The following is a 16,765-nucleotide window of genomic DNA, read 5'->3' as shown; positions in this document are numbered from 1 at the left end:
TCCAGTCAGATCCTCTCCCGGGATCAGGGACCCGGTCCCACGGGGGCTCCCAGCGAGCCCCCTCCCCTCAGGGGCGCGCCGCGGCGATCGCATCCACGGCTTCCCGGATCAACGCCGGTCCGCGATAGATGAAGCCGCTGTAGAGCTGCACCAGGCTGGCGCCCGCCGCGATCTTTTCCGCCGCATCTTCCCCGGACAGGATCCCACCCGCAGCGATGATCGGCAGCCGGCCACCCAGCTCAGCGGCCAGCACCCGTATCACATGGGTGCTCTTCTCCCGCACTGGAGCACCCGACAGGCCACCGGCCTCGGCGGCATAGGGCAGATTCTCCACCCCTTCCCGGCCCAGCGTGGTGTTGGTGGCGATGATGGCGTCCATCCCGGCATCGCGGATCGCCTGGGCGGTCAGCACGATCTCTTCATCGGTCAGGTCCGGGGCGATCTTGATGGCGATGGGCACCCGCCGGCCATGACGCACCGCCAGGTCTTCCTGACGCTGGCGCAGGGCTTCCAGCAGGCTCTTGAGCGCATCGCCGAATTGCAGGCTGCGCAGGCCGGGCGTGTTGGGCGAACTCACGTTCACCGTGACGTAGCTGGCGTGGGCATAGACCCGCTCCAGACCGATCAGGTAGTCGTCCACCGCCCGTTCCACCGGGGTACTGGCGTTCTTGCCGATGTTGATTCCCAGCACGCCCTGGAAGCGGGCAGCCTTGACCCGTTCGATCAGGGCATCCACGCCCGCATTGTTGAAACCCATGCGGTTGATGATGGCGTCGGCCTGCTCCAGGCGGAACAGCCGCGGCTTGGGATTGCCCGGCTGCGGCCGTGGCGTCACGGTACCGATCTCGATGAAGCCGAAGCCCAGGCCGGCAAAGCCGTCGATGGCGGCGCCGTTCTTGTCGAGTCCGGCGGCCAGGCCCACCGGATTGGGAAACTCCAGACCCATGACCTGCACCGGCAGCCGGCCCGGCCGCCGACCGAGGCCCGTCAGGCCCAGACGACCCGCGGCGCCGATCAGGTCCAACGCCAGATCATGCGATCCTTCGGGAGACATTTTGAAAAGCAGAGGACGGAGCGCGTCGTACATGGCGGACTCACAGGCAATTCGGAAAGCGCGCATTATACAGGCTTGCCACCCGCCATACGTCGCTCGCCGCGGACCCGAACGGTCACTCGCACAAAAGATCCTACCTTTCAGGAATCATTTGACGATAACGCGGTCTGTCCCACGCTAGAATCGGTCGTGCAGTTCCTATCCGCCCCGGAGACCTCATGAGCAACAGTGCCAACCTCCTGGGCAGCCCCTGGTCTTCACTGGCCTTGCATCTGCATCCCTCGCTGGCCAGCCGCCGCATCCAGCGTTGTCTGGAACGCCTGGCCGATGCCTTCCTCCCCCTGCCCGCACCCAGCGCCAGTCTTTGGTGGGATGAAGGCCACCCGCTGCATCTGCTCCTTGGCCTGCCACGCGCCGCTCTGTCCGGTCCGACCCAGGAAATCAAGAGCCGCGCCCATGCCCTGCTCAGCCAGCTGGTGATCGCCGATACCCAGCAGGTTGCCGCCCTGGACCTGCGCGCCATCGAAGGCCTCTGCCAGCGGCTGGGCGACAGCGCCCCTGACTCGGCGGTGCAGCTGGAAGAACTGGCCGCCCTGCCTGCGGCTCGCGAGCAGGTCCGGATCATCGGTTATCGGGATTTCCAGGCGGCGCTCTATCGCACCCTGCCGAATCTCTCTGCGGAGCAGCCCTTGCGCCTGCGCCAGGCCAATTGGCGGGGTACGCGGCTGTTCCTGGAAAACGAGGCGGCCACCACCCTCGCCTTTGCCAGCATCATCGCCTACGCCCGCATCCGTGGTATCGCCGTGGAAGTGCCGGCGCAGATCCAGTGCCTGAGCCTGGATCAGACGGCCATCGACCGCCTGCAGGAGGCCTTCGCGGTCTATGCCCTGCCCAATGCGGTCTGGAATCATCCGGACTTCGTCCAGGTGCTGCTGGGGCTGAAGCTCGACTATGCCCGCCTGCCGCTGCCCGCGCCTGGTCAGGATCTGGAGTGGTTGTTGCTACCCAATGAAGTGGCGAGCACCCGGGTCCTCGCCGAGATTCTCGAACGCCTGGGTGCCGCCGAGGTGATCGGCTATCTGCAGGCGTTCTAGGCTAGCCTCTCAGCAGGCAGCCACCGCAGGCGCGTGACGCTGCCCCGCCGCCAGGAACACCTCGAAGGCCAGGCGCTGACCGGCCAGCATCGCCGAGTGTAGCCGCGCATCGCTGCCCGCCTCGTCCAGTCGCTGCAGGAATCCCGGCCAGGCACCCGTGGGCGGCACATGCCCCAGATAGGCCCGGGCGTCGCGCACCGCTTCATCCGGACTCTCGCCGGCATGACGATCCAGCAGTCGCGAGCCCAAGCGAGAACCCTCCAGCACATAGGCCACCCCCCAGCATTCGCCTTCGTCGAGCAGGCGCTCGAGGACGACGGGTTCGGGCCTGTCGGCGGCCAGACGCTGCAGATCCTCCATCAGCACCCCGCGGCGGCGACGTTCCGCCCAGTCGGGCAACAGGCGCTGGATGCCGGAACGCTCCAGCAACTCCTCGAGGCCGATCAGGGCCTGGGCATGGGCCTGGAGAAAGGCGGTGTAATGGGGTCGCGTCTGCAACGCATAGCGGCCAAAGGTGGCATCGACCTGCTGGTGCAGGGCACCGCCCTCGGCCCGCAACATTTCACGGATGGTGGACACGCAAATACCTCGTAGTGACCTCGGTCTTCAGAGCGGCGAAGGCTGGGGCTTCTCGCCGCGCAGGGCGGCCTGCAGCCGTGCGGCCAGATCCGCCTCGCGAAAGGGCTTGGGCACGATGAATGACTGTTCGGGGTCGAGTTCGCCCAGTTCGGCGTAGCCGGTGATGAAGACCACCGGCAACTGCGGCAACCGCTTGCGCACCTGGCGAGCCAGCTCGGCACCATTCATGCCGGGCATGGCGAAATCGGCCAGCAGCAGATCGATCTGCGGGTCGCGCTCCAGGGCGCTCAGGGCGGCGAAGCCGTTGCTGGCCTCCACCACCTGATAGCCGAGATCCGCCAGCAGCGCGGCGGTCACGTTGCGCACCGCATGATCATCGTCGACCAGCAGGATACGGCGCTCGGCGGCTTGCTCGTCACGACCCGGGGTCGGTAACCCGACCGGATCCACGGCATCTTCCGCCTCGGTACGCGGCAGATAGACCAGCACCGTGGTACCGCTGCCCATCTGCGTCTCGATGCGCACGCCACCGCCGGACTGCTTGGCGAAGCCGAACACCTGGGCCAGGCCCAGACCGGAGCCCTTGCCCACCTCCTTGGTGGTGAAGAAGGGCTCGAAGGCCTTGGCCAGCACCTCTTCGCTCATGCCGGTGCCGGAATCCTGCACCGCCAGCAGCACGTACTCGCCCGGCTCGGGTTCTTCCGGACGCTGGGGTGGCTCACTGATGGTCTGGTTGGAGGTGCTCAGCCGCAGGGTGCCGCCGACCGCCATGGCATCCCGGGCATTGATCGCCAGATTGAGGATGATGAGTTCGATCTGGGTCGGGTCGACTAGGGCGTGCCAGCAATCGGCGCGCAGGTGGGTCTCGATCCAGACGCTGCCACCCATGGTGCTGCGCAGCAGTTCGAGCATGCCTTCGACGGTTTCGTTGAGCTTGACCGGCTTGGGCGCCAGACGCTGACGGCGGGAGAAGGCCAGCAGCTGGGCGGTGAGCTTGGCGCCCCGCTCGCCCGCTTCGCGGATGTTCTGCACCCGCCCCTGGGTCTTGTCACTCGCTTCGAGGCGCGTCAGATCCCGCTCGAGGAAGCTGGCACTGCTGAGCACCACGGTGAGCAGGTTGTTGAAGTCATGGGCCACGCCGGCGGTGAGCTGCCCCACGGCCTCCAGGCGCTGCATCTGCTGCAGGGTGTCCTTCCACCCGCTCGCGCTCGTCGATCTGCTCGCGCAACTGTCGATTCGCCGCGGCGAGCTCCTCCATTGCCAGGACTTCGGAGGAGATGTCCCGTCCGGAGCAATAGGTCATGCCGGCATCCGGCACCGCCGTCCAGGAAATCCAGCGATAGCTGCCGTCGCGGTGGCGGATACGATTGACGAAGCGCTGACTGGTCGCACCGGTGGCCAGCTGCTTGAGTTCGTTGTCGGTGATGAAGCGCTCGTCGGGATGTACCAGCGCCAGCAGCGAGGAATCGAGCAGCTCCATCCGCGACCAGCCCAGATTTTCTTCCCAGGCCGGGTTGAGCGCCACCAGGGTACCGTCGGGCTTGCACACCAGCAGCAGATCGCGGGTGAGATCCCAGGTCCGATCGCGCTCACGGGTACGCTCCTCGACGCGCTCGCCGAGACTGACGTTGAGTCGTTCGAGTTTCTCCGCGGCGTCGCGCTGCTGGGTGATGTCGAGCATCACGCCGAGGAAGCGGGTGCAGACGCCGGCATCGAAGAAGGGTTGCCCGCGGGTCTCGACCCAGCGCTGGGCGCCATCGTCGAGGCGAATGCGGTATTCGCTGCGGTAGTCATCGTCGCGCTCGTCGGCGCCCGCCTGGCGGACCGTGTCGAGAAAGCGTTCGAGGCCATCGCTGCCGCACAGGCGAGCGAACACCCCGAGATCGACCACCGCATCGGCCGGCAGGCCGAACATGGCCTTGCAGCGCTCATCCCAGACCAGCGTACGGCTGGCCGGCAGGTACTCCCACATGCCCAGCCGGGAGGCGTCCATAGCCAGGCGGGACCTGACTTCCAGGCTGTGCAGGGCCTCTTCGGCGCGGCGCCGTTCGCGGCGCTCGTGCACCACCAGCAGTGCCCGCTCGACCGCCTTGGCCAAGAGCTCCATGCTCTGCTTGAGCACATAGTCGTTGGCGCCCAGGCGCATCATCTCCACCGCGTGCACTTCACCAAAGATGCCCGAGACGAAGATGAAGGGGGTTTCCGGCGTCAGCGCCCGCGCCACGCGCAGGGCCTCGGCACCGGAAAAGCCCGGCAGGATGATGTCGGAAAGGATGATGTCGTAGGTCTGCTGGCTCAGCGCCAGGGTCAGACCGGTACGTTCATAGACGATCTTGGATTGCAGCTCGAAGCCGTGCCTTTCCAGCTCGATCAGGATCAGCTCGGCATCGAGCTTGCTGTCCTCTACCAGCAGGATCTTGATCTGTTTCGAGAGAGGCATAAACGGACGTCGGCCTTGGATCTGTTCGCTCAGTGGAGCTGGGTCGCGCATATCTGCCGGTCGCGGGTGACTGGATAAGGATGCACTGATCTTCACTCGTTAGCGACCAGTGCGTCTGACGACGCGGCGCGATCCCGGCGGCGGCTCATTGAGCACGGCCCAGAATACGCCGAGATCGCTGATCGCGGCGACGAAATCGCGAAACTCGACCGGCTTGACCACATAGGCGTTCACGCCCAGCTCGTAGGCCTTCTCCAGGTCGGGCTCTTCCCGCGACGACGTCAGCATGACCACGGGGACGCTGCACAGCTCCGGGGTCTTGCGCACCAGCTCCAGCACCTCGAGGCCATCGACCTTGGGCAGCTTGAGATCCAGCAGCATCACGGCGGGATTGCCCGGTTCGCGCTCGGCATAGGGCTCGCGGCGCAGCAGGTAACTGACCGCCTCGGCGCCGTCGCGCAGGACCACGACATCGTTGGCCAGCTGGCTGCGCTCCAGAGCCACCAGGGTGAGCTCCAGATCGTGCGGATTGTCTTCGACCAGCACAATGGGTTTGAGCATGAACAGAACTACCTTTTGTGTACCGGGGACGGTCGTTGCTTGGGAAGGGCGAAATAGAAGGTAGCGCCCTCGCCGATGGCACCCTCGGCCCAGACCCGACCGTCATGACGCTCGATGATGCGTCTGACGCTGGCCAGACCGATGCCGACCCCTTCGAATTCATCGGCATGGTGCAGGCGCTGGAAGACGCCGAACAGCTTGCCCACGTAATCCATATTGAAACCCACACCGTTGTCCCGGACAAAGATGATGTCCTCGGAATCACTCGGCAAGGTGCCGATCTCGATCACCGCCGGTTCTTCGTAGCGACTGTATTTGATGGCATTGGCCAGCAGGTTGCGCAAGGCGAGATGGACGAAGGCGGCATCGGCGATGACGACAGGCAGGGGCCCGATGTGCCACTCCACCTGCCGCTCGGCATAGTCCGGGGCCATCTCTTCGCGAATGGCTTCCACCAGGGCGGTCAGATTGACGTCGGAATAGCGGATCGCCGCGCGCCCCATCTGCGAAAAGCTCAGCAGGTTGTCGACCAGGCTGCCGGCGAAGCGCGCCGACGACCCGATGTTTTCCAGGAAGCGCCGCCCCCGGTCCGACAGCTTGCCGCCTTCGATGTCGCCCAGCAGCTCGGCATAGCCGGCGATGTGGCGCAGCGGCGCACGCAGGTCGTGGGACACGCTGTAGGAGAAGGCCGCCAGTTCCTTGTTGCTGCGTTGCAGCTCCTCGGCCAGCTCGGCCATCTCCTCGGCCTTGCGCAGGACGATCCCGCGCACCGCATTGCGCAATTCGATGGCGCTTTCCAGCTCGAGCGGCGACCAGGGTAGCGACAGTCCGCGGACCGTCTCCTGCCAGAGCACGAAACTCTGCCGGGGCGACAGGCGTCCGTCGCTGCCTTCCTGCTTGGCTGGCCGCCCGGCCCAGTTGACCACCTGCACCAGCTCGCTGCGGAACCAGATCAGGTAATGGGAATGCAATTCGGAGATGGGTACGGCAAGCACCCCGGCCGCATACTGGGCCAGCTGCGGCAGCGCGGCGATGTCCTTGGCCAGGTTGTCGGTGACGTAGTGATCCTTGACGTTGACCGACAACCACTCGACCAGGCTATCCACCACGTCGCGCGGCGGCGCCTGACCGATCAGCTCGGTGCCGTCGGAGGAGATGATGGCAGCGCCCTGTGCCCGGGCGAAATCCAGATAGACCTGGGGCAATTCCAGCAGCCCCTGGCAGACGCTGTCGCGGTCGGCCATGGTCGAGAGCATCTGCACCATGGCTTGACGCAGCGCCAGCCGACGATCGGATTCCGCGTGGGTCTCGGCAGCATCGATCTGCAGCGACAGCACCCGACCGAACAGCTCGCAGGCGGTCCGCGTCTGGAAGGATACCCGCTGCGGCTGGCGGTCGTGACAGAGCACCAGACCCCAGAGGCGGCCGCCGACCACGATGGACACCGACATGGACGCCAGGGTGCCCATGTTTCTCATGTACTGCAGGTGCACCGGCGATACGCTGCGCAGCTGCGCGAAGCTGAGGTCGAGCGGCTGGCCGGTCAGCGGATTGGTCTGCGGCTGCAGCGGCGACGGCTGGTAGTAGGCATTGCCGATCACCCGGATGCGGTTGGCCAGGTACAGGCGGCGGGCCTGGGCCGGGATGTCCGAGGCGGGAAATCTCAGCCCCAGATAGCTGGGTACGCCGGGATCGCACTCCTCGGCCAGCACCTGTCCGTGACCTTCTTCGTCGAAGCGATAGATCATGGTGTGGTCGAAGCCGGAGATGCGCTTGGCTTCGCGCACCGCGAGCGTGGCGATGGCATCCACGGTTCCGGCCTGGTGCAGTTGCTCGATGAACACCCGCACCATGGGATAGAGGGTATTGAGGCCGAGCCGGCTGTCCACCGGCGCCTCGAATTCGACGATCAGCACCCCACCGAAGCGATGCATGAACAGCGCGAAGGTCTGCTGCTGCGGCCCCAGGGTGACGTCGCCCTGATAGATGGGATTCTGTTCTTCCTGGGTCAGGGCCCCGAGCATGGCCGGCAGATCGCGCTCCGGCAGCAATTCGCCAAGCGTGCGACCCAGTACCTCCTCCACGGCGACGCCAAGGTACTCGCGCACGTTGGCGCTGGCCTGGACGATGCGCAGATCCGGCTCTTCCACGGCGAACAGGAAGCCATGTTCCTGGATACTGCCGGGAATGTGGATCGGCTCATTGGCACAATCGGCCAGAGCGTCGGGCTGCGTCTTGGAAGGTGACTCGAGCGCCAAACCGGGAACCTCGTGTGATCGGGAAGAAGCGCAGGGAAAGCGGTGCGCCGAAACGGAAACAAAGGTCATCCAGACTATCAGACCCGGGGCGGGAGGCGAAGCGAAACGGCCTGCAGCCCGGACACCGGCAGCAAGGCCGACAGCACTCGAGGGACAACCTGGAATCTTCGCCACCGGCGTCCGGTCGGAACTGGTTTGACCCCAGGATCCTGCCCATGTCCCTGCGCCTCGCCCTCCCCCTGGCCGCCCTGCTGCTGAGTCCGCTCACCCAGGCGGCGCCCGTCTATGGCGAACGTCTCGAAGGCTTCGCCTACGACTACCCGGTCAAGACCTTCAGCTTCGACTCCCAGCGACAGCCTCTGGAAATGGCCTATCTCGACGTCGCGCCGAGCGGAACACCCAACGGGCGGACCCTGGTCCTGCTGCACGGCAAGAACTTCTGCGCCGGTACCTGGGCGCAAAGCATCCAGGTGCTGAGCGCTGCCGGCTATCGGATCGTGGCTCCGGACCAGATCGGCTTCTGCAAGTCGAGCAAACCGGCGCACTATCAATACAGCTTCCAGCAACTGGCCGCCAACACCCGCGCCCTGCTCGACCACCTGGGCATCGCCCGGGCGACCCTGATCGGCCATTCGACCGGCGGCATGCTGGCGACACGCTACGCCCTCCTCTATCCCGAGGCCACCGAGCAGCTGGTATTGGTCAATCCCATCGGCCTGGAAGACTGGAAGGCGCTGGGCGTGCCCTATCGCAGCGTCGACCAGTGGTATGCCCGGGAGCTCAAGACCTCGGCCGCCGCCATCCGCGACTATGAGCGCAGCACCTATTACGCCGGCCAATGGTCCCCCACCTACGATCGCTGGGTGGAAATGCTCGCGGGTCTCAACGAAGGACCGGGTAAGGAGCGGGTGGCGTGGAACTCCGCCCTGATCTACGACATGATCTACAGCCAGCCGGTGGTCTACGAATTCGACCGGCTGCACATGCCCACCCTGCTGCTGATCGGCCAGCGCGATACCACCGCCATCGGCAAGGATGCGGCGCCGGCCGCCCTCAAGGCGCAGCTGGGTCACTATCCCGAACTGGGCAAGGCGGCGGCCCGGCGCATTCCCCAGGCGACCCTGGTGGAATTCGACGACCTGGGCCATGCGCCGCAGATGCAGGCGCCGGAACGCTTCCACCAGGCGCTGCTGCAAGGGCTGAACGCCCTCCAGCCACCCTCGACCCAATCGAAACCCTGACCCTATTCCAGGAGTGAAAAAAAGGCGGCGCACCCGAGGGTACGCCGCCTTGGTCTTGGGCTGTCGGATCAGCGCACCCGCGAAATACCTTCGCGGGCGCGCTTCTGCCTCAGACGCTGCTGCTGGCCAGATCCGCCAGCTCACGAGTGGCGACGCTGTACATCGCATAGTCCTGACCGCTGGCATTGCGCAGATCCACCAGCAGACCACGCCAGCGCTCCACCGCCGCCCGATGCCGTTCCAGCCACAGCGAAAGCCGGGCCTCCGGATCGTTGGGTGCTCCGCTCAGATTGAGCATGGCGATGGTGATGGTGCGCTGCTGCAGATCCACCTCGTCGCGGAAGGCCTCGCGCGCCAGGGCCTGCCAGGCATTGGCGACCGGCAACTGGTTGAGCTGCTGCTGATACCAGGCCAGATCCAGCACATCACCCGCGGCGAACCAGGTGGCCGCCACCTCCAGCGGATCCTGGACGGTGACCTCCGCGGCCTGGATCACCGGCAACAAGGTATAGATGTGGTTGGTCCCGGCGACGACCCGTGCCAACAGTTCAGGCACGCCCGCCTCGGTATAGGCGCGGAAGCGCTCTTCCCAGTCCTGGCGCGGTTCGCCCTGCAGCAGCTCGTCCAGCCGTACGCCCAGCGCGGCGATGCGCGGCCCGAAGAAGGCCGCCACGGCGCCCGCGTCCAGGCCACTGCGATGGCTGCGCAGGAACCAGCGGGTTGCCCGCCGTCCCAGGCGCATCAGCTCGCTCATCAGGCGCAACTGCAATTCGGCCGGCACCTGGTGATCCAGGGCCTCCACCTGACGCCACCAGTGCGGCAGGTGCAGCACATCGCGCATCACCACATAGGCGCGGGCGACATCGGCCGCGCTCATGCCGGTGGATTCGCACAGGCGCTGCACGAAGGTGATGCCCATGTGGTTGATCAGGTCATTGGCGATCTGGTTGGCGACGATCTCGCGCTTGAGACGGTGGCGCGCCATCGCCTCGGGGAATTGCTCGGTCAGGCGTTGCGGGAAGGCGCCCTGCATGTCCCGGGCGAGATATTCGTCGTCCGGCATCGTGGACGCCAGCAACTGTTCCTTGAGGTCGATCTTGCTGTAGGAGATCAGCACCGACAGCTCGGAACGGGTCAACCCCTGCCCCTTGGCGGCGCGCTCGGCGAGCACCTCGTCGCTGGGCAGGAATTCCAGGGTGCGATCCAGCTTGCCGCGGCCTTCGAGATCCACGATCAGCCGCTGGTATTCGGCCAGGTGGGTCCGCGCGCGATATTCCGCCAGGGACAGGGCACCGGTCTGCATGTAGTTGTTGGCGACCACCAGCTCGCCGACCTCGTCGGTCATCTCGCCCATCAGCGTATTGCGCTGCTTGACGGTCATGTCGCCGGCGGAGACCACGTCGCCCAGCAGGATCTTGATGTTGACCTCGTGGTCGGAGCAGTCCACGCCGCCGGCGTTGTCGATGAAGTCAGTGTTGCAGGCGCCGCCGTGCAGGCCGAATTCCACCCGTGCCAGCTGGCTCATGCCCAGGTTGCCACCCTCGCCGATCACCTTGGCGCGCAGGTCGCAGCCGTCCACGCGCAGACCGTCGTTGGCCTTGTCGCCGATATCGGCGTGGGTTTCGAAGCTGGCCTTCACGTAGGTGCCGATGCCGCCGTTCCAGATCAGATCGACCGGCGCCTTGAGCAGGGCATTGATCAGCTCGTTGGGCGTCAGGTGATCGGCCTGCAGATCGAAGCGCGCCTTCATCTCGGGGCTGATGGCGATGCGCTTGGCGCTGCGCGGGAAGATGCCACCGCCCTGGGAGATCAGGCTGGCGTCATAGTCGGTCCAGCTCGAACGTGGCAGGTTGAACAGCCGCTCGCGCTCGACATAGCTGCGCTCGGCGTCCGGATTGGGATCGATGAAGATGTGCAGGTGGTTGAAGGCCGCCACCAGCTCCAGGCTGCGCGAACGCAGCAGACCGTTGCCGAAGACGTCGCCGGCCATGTCGCCGATGCCCACCACGGTGACCGGATCGGTCTGCACATCGATGCCGCGCTCACGGAAGTGGCGCTGCACGCTGACCCAGGCGCCCCGCGAGGTGATGCCCATCTTCTTGTGGTCATAGCCCGCCGAGCCACCGGAGGCGAAGGCATCGTCGAGCCAGAAACCGTAGTCCTGGGCGATGCCATTGGCGATGTCGGAGAAGGTCGCGGTGCCCTTGTCGGCCGCCACCACCAGGTAGGGATCGTCGCCGTCGTAGCGCACCACCGCAGCCGGCGGGACAACCTCGCCATCCTTGAGGTTGTCGGTGATGTCCAGCAGGCCGCTGATGAAGATGCGGTAGCAGGCGATGGCCTCGGCCTGGATGTCGTCACGGGAGCCACCGGTGGGCAGACGCCGCGGCACGAAGCCGCCCTTGGCACCCACGGGGACGATCACCGAGTTCTTGACCTGCTGCGCCTTGACCAGGCCCAGCACCTCGGTGCGGTAGTCTTCCTCGCGATCCGACCAGCGCAGGCCGCCGCGGGCGACGTTGCCGAATCTCAGGTGCACCCCTTCCACGCGCGGGCTGTAGACGAAGATCTCGTAGCGCGGCACCGGGCGCGGCAGCTCGGGAATGGCCTTGGGATCGAGCTTGAAGCTGAAGTAGGCCTTGGGCTTGCCCGCGGCGTCGGTCTGGAACACGTTGGTTCTCAGGGTCGCCTTGATCAGGTCCAGGTAGCGCCGCAGGATGCGGTCTTCGTTGAGCACCGCGACGTCGTCAAGGGCGCTGAGGATGGCCTGCTCCAGACGCTGCTGCTTGTCGTCCAGGTCCTCGCTGGTCATGCGCCGCGCCAGGTAGAACTTCATGCGGAACAGCCGCACCAGCTCCCGGGCGATGTCGACGTGGGCATTGAGGGTGGCGGCGATATAGCCGATGTCGAAGCCGATGCGGATCTGCTTGAGATAGCGCGCATAGGCCCGCAGCACCGCGACGTCCCGCCAGGGCAGGCCGGCGGTCAGTACCAGGCGGTTGAAGCTGTCGTTTTCCGCCTGGCCGTCCACCACCTGGACGAAGGCGTCCTGGAAGGTGTCGTTGAGTTGCTGCAGATCCAGCTCCAGGCCGGCCACGGTGGTGAAGGCGAAATCGTGGATCCAGTAGCGGCGGCCATTGCGATGGCGCAGCTCATAGGGGAATTCGCCCAGCACGCGCAGGCCGAGATTTTCCAGGATCGGCAGGACGTCCGACAGCGCCAGGGGCGTATCGGCGTGGTAGAGCTTGCAGTGCAGGATGTTGTCGCCGGTCTGGGTCAGCGGCTGGTAGAAGCCCATGGCCAGGCGGCGATCATCCTTCAGGGCCAGCAGGTGACGCATGTCCACCACGGCCAGGTGCGGTGCGAAGCGCTCGCGGTAGCCGGCCGGGAAGCCCAACGGATAGTCGGCCAGGATGGAGGTACCCTGGGCCTCGCCGAAGCTGTCCACCATCAGGCTGGCGAAGTCGTCCTTCCAGCTGCGGCAGGCCTGCACCATCTCCTGCTCCAGGCGCGCCGGATCGACGTCCTGCGGCTGCAGCGGATCGACGCGCAGGATGAACTGCACCCGTGCCAGCACGGACTCGGAGAAGAAGGTCCAGAATTCGCAATCGGTGCCGTGCAGGCGATCCATGAGGATCTGCTGCATGCGCTGGCGCACTTCGGTGGAGTAGATGTCGCGCGGCACATAGGCCAGGCAATAGAAGAACTGGCCATAGGGATCGCGGCGCAGGAAGACGCGGACCTTGCTGCGCTCCTGGATCTGCACGATGGCCATGGCAGTGCTGAAGAGATCGTCCACCGGGGTCTGGAACAGATCGTCCCGCGGCAGGCCTTCGAGGACCTGGGCCAGCTCCTTGCCGAGGTGGGCGCTGCTATCGAAGTCGGCGCGGCGACGCACCTCGTCGACCTTGCGGCGGATATAGGGAATCTCCCGCACGCTGTCGTTGTAGACGCTGGAGGTATAGAGGCCCATGAAGCGGTGCTCGCGCACCACCCGGCCGCTGGCATCCACCTCGCGCAGGGAAACGAAATCGGGATAGGCCGGGCGATGCACCCGGCTCGGGTCGGCCGCCTTGGCGAAGGACAGCAGCACCGGCTCGCGCAGATAGCGCAGCGGATCACCGGACAGCGTGATCTCGGCGGTCTCGGGCCGGCCACGCAAACGGCGCGACAGCCCCAGCAGGGACTCGGGGCACATAGCGCTGAATCGCCGTCTCGCCATCGCCTTCGACGGTGAACTCCTCGTAGCCGAGGAAGGTGAATCTGTCGTTGCGCAGCCAGTCGAGGAAGGCCTTCACCTCGGCCAGTTCACCCTCCTCCACACCGGCCGGACGCCGATCCAGCCAGGTCAGCAGATCGGCGACCTTGGCCTTCATGGCCGCGAAGTCACCGACGGTCAGCCGGACCTCGCCGAGGATCTCCTGCAGCGCCGCCTCCAGGGTGCGCAATTCGGTGGTGGCCGCGCAACGGTCGATCTCGAGGAACATCAGGGCCTCGCGGGTGACCCCTTCGCCCTGCTGGCCCTTGGGCAGCAGCTCGAGCAGGCGACCCTGGGCATCCCGGCGCACGCTGAGGACACTGTTCTGCAAGGTATGGACGCTGTAGCCCTGGCGATTGAGCTCCATCCGTACCGAATCCACCAGGAAGGGGGAGTCGGCGTGCAACACCTCGACCACGGTGTGGCTCGATTGCCAGCCGTGTCGCTCGTAATCCGGATTGAAGACCTGTACCCGCGGCTCCGCCGGATCGAAGACGTCCAGCAAGCGCCAGGCCGACAGCACGCAGCCGACCAGATCGGACAGCCGACGCTGGGTGAGTTCTTCCAGCGGGACGATGCCGAAGAACTGGGCGGTGAAGCGATCCAGTTGTTCGAGGGTATCCCCTTCGACATGGGCCGCGAGGGCATTCTTGAGTTGTTGTTGGAAATCCGCTTGGCTGGCAGCGGTGAAAAACGCCATAACCGTACTCCGTCCTGAAGGTGCTGTGGGCTTCGCTCCGCAGAGGACAGGCCTCTCCCGGAGCGAGTTCCACAAGGGACGAGGCCGGACTGCACCAAAAAAGTGCAAGGATGCAGTGCTGCTAGAGTAGCCGGCAAAGCCGCCTGCGCACGTACGTCAGGGCGACAACAAGATTCAGCTGCGGAACGGATCTCAATAGTGTGGCGGCGGGGCTTCGTCCGGCATGCCGCCACCGCCCGCGCTCTGCAACTCCACCTGGCGTTCGGCCAGCATGCGGATCTGTGCCGCGCAGCGATCCAGGGTCCGCTGCTGCTCGACGATGATGTCGTTGAGGGTCTGGATGGTGTCGTCCTGGAAAGCCTGGCGCATCTCCAGGTCGGCGATACGTTCTTCGAGGGTCATGCCGGTACCTCCTGTTCGAGCTGCACCCGCCAGCGCTCGGCGGCAGCGTGGCCGGCCTCGGCGCCATAGGGCTCGCGTGGCGAGTGCCCCCATACCGGGCCGGGCCAGGCCGGATCACCTTCCTGCCGCAGCAGGACATGCAGGTGCAATTGCCGGACAACGTTACCCAGGGCGCCGATGTTCAATTTGCAGTCAGGGTGAGCGTTACGCAACACCTGGGCAACAAGTGTCACCTCTCGCCACAGTTGTGCCTGGCCCTGGGGTGACAGGTCGAGGACCTCGGTAACACCTTCGCGGCGGGGCACCAGCACCAGCCAGTCATAGCGGCGATCGTTCAGCAGCAATACCTGGCACAGCGTCAAGGACGTCACTTCCAGGGAATCGCCGGCCAGTCGTGGATCTATTTGGAACATCTCATCTCCTGCTAACACCAGTCAGCACTAAAAGTGTGCACGGCTTGGGCAACGTGAAGCCTTTGGTGTCACAAAGGTGCAATCAACCCTCCCGAAACTGCCCGTCACCCGGGGAGTAGCCTTGCGATAGACAGGCGTGCTCGACGTTTGAGGATTTGTGCACGCTTTTTGCTATCACGATCCGGGTACGACGATCGGACGGGAACTCTTAAAGCGCTTTCTTAAGAGTCACGGTTAATCCGCTCATCACATGCAAAATTTTGATGAAGCCTATCGCCCCTCCGAGAGAGGTGCTATATGTGCCGCCATTAGAACAAACAGCCACGGCTGACACGATGGCTGACTTTCAACCCAAAGGAGCATTTCTGATGCAAGCGATGAAGTGGAGCATTCTCGCCCTGGCAGTAGCCGCAGGGACCACTCAACTGGCTTTCGCCGACCAGCAGTCCGAATCCAAGGGCTTTGTCGAAGATAGCAAGCTGAACCTGTTGAACCGCAACTACTATTTCAACCGGGATCGTGATGGCGGCTCGAACGACCGTCGCGACTGGAGCCATGGCTTCCTGCTTAACTACGCGTCGGGCTTCACTCAGGGCACCGTAGGCGTCGGTGTGGATGCCTTCGGCTACCTCGGCATCAAGCTCGATGGCGGCAAGGGTTATGCCGGCACCGGCAACCTGCCGATCGGCAACGATGGCCGCCCGAACGACGAGTACTCCACCGCTGGCGCCGCAGTCAAACTGCGCATCTCCAACACCGTGCTGAAGTACGGCAACCTGCAGCCGACCTCGCCCGTGTTCGCCGTGGGTGGCAGCCGCCTGTTCCCGCAGACCGCTACCGGCTTCATGCTGACCAGCGAAGAAATCCAGAACCTGTTCCTGGAAGCGGGCCACTTCACCGCCGGTCGCGACAACATCAACACCTACCACGACGGCAACCTGGGTGCTGAGTACGCGGGCGTAACCAGCAAGTCGGGCGACTACGTGGGCGGCAAGTACAAGCTGAACGATCAGCTGAGTGCTTCGTTGTACTACGGCAAACTCCAGGACATCTGGAATCAGTACTACGGCAACCTGAACTACGTTCAGCCGCTGTCTTCGAACCAGTCCCTGACCTTCGACGCCAACTACTACTACACTGAAGACACCGGTAGCGCCGACGCAGGCAAGATCAGCAACAACACCTTCTCGCTGGCTGCTGCCTATAGCATCGATGCCCATACCTTTACTCTGGCCTTCCAGAAAGTGAATGGTGACACTCCGTTCGACTATGTGGGTGCAGGCGGCAAAGGCGGCGCCCTGGGTAGCGGTGGCGACAGCATCTTCCTGGCCAACTCCATCCAGTTCTCCGACTTCAACGCCCCGGGCGAGAAGTCCTGGCAGGCGCGCTACGATCTGAACATGGCCACCCTGGGCGTACCCGGCCTGAGCTTCATGACCCGTTATGTGCGTGGCACTGGCATCGATGCACCCAACGCCAATACTGCCTACGCCAACCTCTACCAAGACGGCGATAAAGAACACGAGACCAACCTTGAAGCCAAGTACGTTCTGCAGAGCGGCCCGGCCAAGGATCTGTCCTTCCGTATTCGCCAGACCTGGCACCGTGGCGACGCGAGCACCGGTACTGGCGGTAGCGGTAACGTCAACGAGTTCCGCCTGATCACCGAGTACCCGCTGAGCATCCTGTAAGGGACAGCGTACCTCGTACGATCCAGCAGCCCGGCATTCGCCGGGCTGTTCTTTTCCGGCCTCCGGTCGGCGCC

At 64.9% G+C, this 16,765-nt stretch carries 9 protein-coding genes and 2 pseudogenes; 3 read left to right on the top strand and 8 right to left on the bottom strand.

Annotated elements, in window-relative coordinates; all coding sequences use genetic code 11:
* Window positions 1-67 precede the first annotated feature (67 nt).
* Window positions 68-1,087, bottom strand: a complete 1,020-nt coding sequence (locus tag QE393_RS04270; RefSeq protein WP_273809089.1) for a quinone-dependent dihydroorotate dehydrogenase — start codon at window positions 1,085-1,087, stop codon at window positions 68-70.
* A 185-nt stretch (window positions 1,088-1,272) separates the two neighbouring features.
* Here QE393_RS04270 and QE393_RS04265 point away from each other — a divergent pair, with 185 nt between their 5' ends.
* The gene (locus QE393_RS04265) at window positions 1,273-2,148 is read left to right on the top strand and encodes a hypothetical protein (RefSeq protein ID WP_273809088.1); all 876 of its coding nucleotides are present in this window, start codon (window positions 1,273-1,275) and stop codon (window positions 2,146-2,148) included.
* A 9-nt stretch (window positions 2,149-2,157) separates the two neighbouring features.
* On the opposite strand, the gene QE393_RS04260 is transcribed toward QE393_RS04265, so the two are convergent.
* The 4 genes and pseudogenes from QE393_RS04260 to QE393_RS04245 form a co-directional block, all read right to left on the bottom strand.
* Window positions 2,158-2,727, bottom strand: a complete 570-nt coding sequence (locus QE393_RS04260) for a biliverdin-producing heme oxygenase (RefSeq protein WP_273809087.1) — start codon at window positions 2,725-2,727, stop codon at window positions 2,158-2,160.
* A gap of 27 nt (window positions 2,728-2,754) precedes the next feature.
* Window positions 2,755-5,167 (bottom strand): annotated as a pseudogene (locus tag QE393_RS04255) (response regulator).
* A 99-nt stretch (window positions 5,168-5,266) separates the two neighbouring features.
* On the bottom strand, window positions 5,267-5,728 hold the full coding sequence (locus QE393_RS04250) for a response regulator (RefSeq protein ID WP_273809085.1): 462 nt from the start codon (window positions 5,726-5,728) through the stop codon (window positions 5,267-5,269).
* Window positions 5,729-5,736: 8 nt separating this feature from the next.
* The gene (locus tag QE393_RS04245) at window positions 5,737-7,986 is read right to left on the bottom strand and encodes an ATP-binding protein (RefSeq protein WP_273809084.1); all 2,250 of its coding nucleotides are present in this window, start codon (window positions 7,984-7,986) and stop codon (window positions 5,737-5,739) included.
* Window positions 7,987-8,201: 215 nt separating this feature from the next.
* Between QE393_RS04245 and QE393_RS04240 the strand changes: the two genes are divergently transcribed.
* Complete coding sequence (locus tag QE393_RS04240) at window positions 8,202-9,227, top strand: alpha/beta fold hydrolase (RefSeq protein WP_273809083.1); 1,026 nt, start codon at window positions 8,202-8,204, stop codon at window positions 9,225-9,227.
* A 109-nt stretch (window positions 9,228-9,336) separates the two neighbouring features.
* Here the strand turns inward: QE393_RS04240 and QE393_RS04235 are convergent.
* The 3 genes and pseudogenes from QE393_RS04235 to QE393_RS04225 all read right to left on the bottom strand — a co-directional run bounded on the left by QE393_RS04235 (window position 9,337) and on the right by QE393_RS04225 (window position 15,000).
* Window positions 9,337-14,185 (bottom strand): annotated as a pseudogene (locus QE393_RS04235) (NAD-glutamate dehydrogenase).
* Window positions 14,186-14,377: 192 nt separating this feature from the next.
* Window positions 14,378-14,587 carry a SlyX family protein gene (locus QE393_RS04230; RefSeq protein ID WP_273809081.1) on the bottom strand — a complete coding sequence of 70 codons (210 nt, stop codon included), beginning with the start codon at window positions 14,585-14,587 and terminating at the stop codon, window positions 14,378-14,380.
* Window positions 14,584-15,000 carry an HIT family protein gene (locus tag QE393_RS04225; protein ID WP_310042253.1) on the bottom strand — a complete coding sequence of 139 codons (417 nt, stop codon included), beginning with the start codon at window positions 14,998-15,000 and terminating at the stop codon, window positions 14,584-14,586. The genes QE393_RS04230 and QE393_RS04225 overlap by 4 nt, the downstream gene beginning before the upstream one ends.
* Before the next feature lie 368 nt (window positions 15,001-15,368).
* On the opposite strand from QE393_RS04225, the gene QE393_RS04220 reads away from it, so the two are divergent.
* Window positions 15,369-16,691, top strand: coding sequence for an OprD family porin (locus QE393_RS04220; protein WP_273809079.1), 1,323 nt, complete (start codon window positions 15,369-15,371; stop codon window positions 16,689-16,691).
* The last annotated feature ends 74 nt before the right edge of the window (window positions 16,692-16,765 follow it).

It is taken from the genome of Pseudomonas sp. SORGH_AS_0211, from assembly GCF_031453455.1.
GTDB classification, from domain to species: domain Bacteria; phylum Pseudomonadota; class Gammaproteobacteria; order Pseudomonadales; family Pseudomonadaceae; genus Chryseomonas; species Chryseomonas aestiva.
This window is presented reverse-complemented; position numbering and strand designations above follow the sequence as displayed.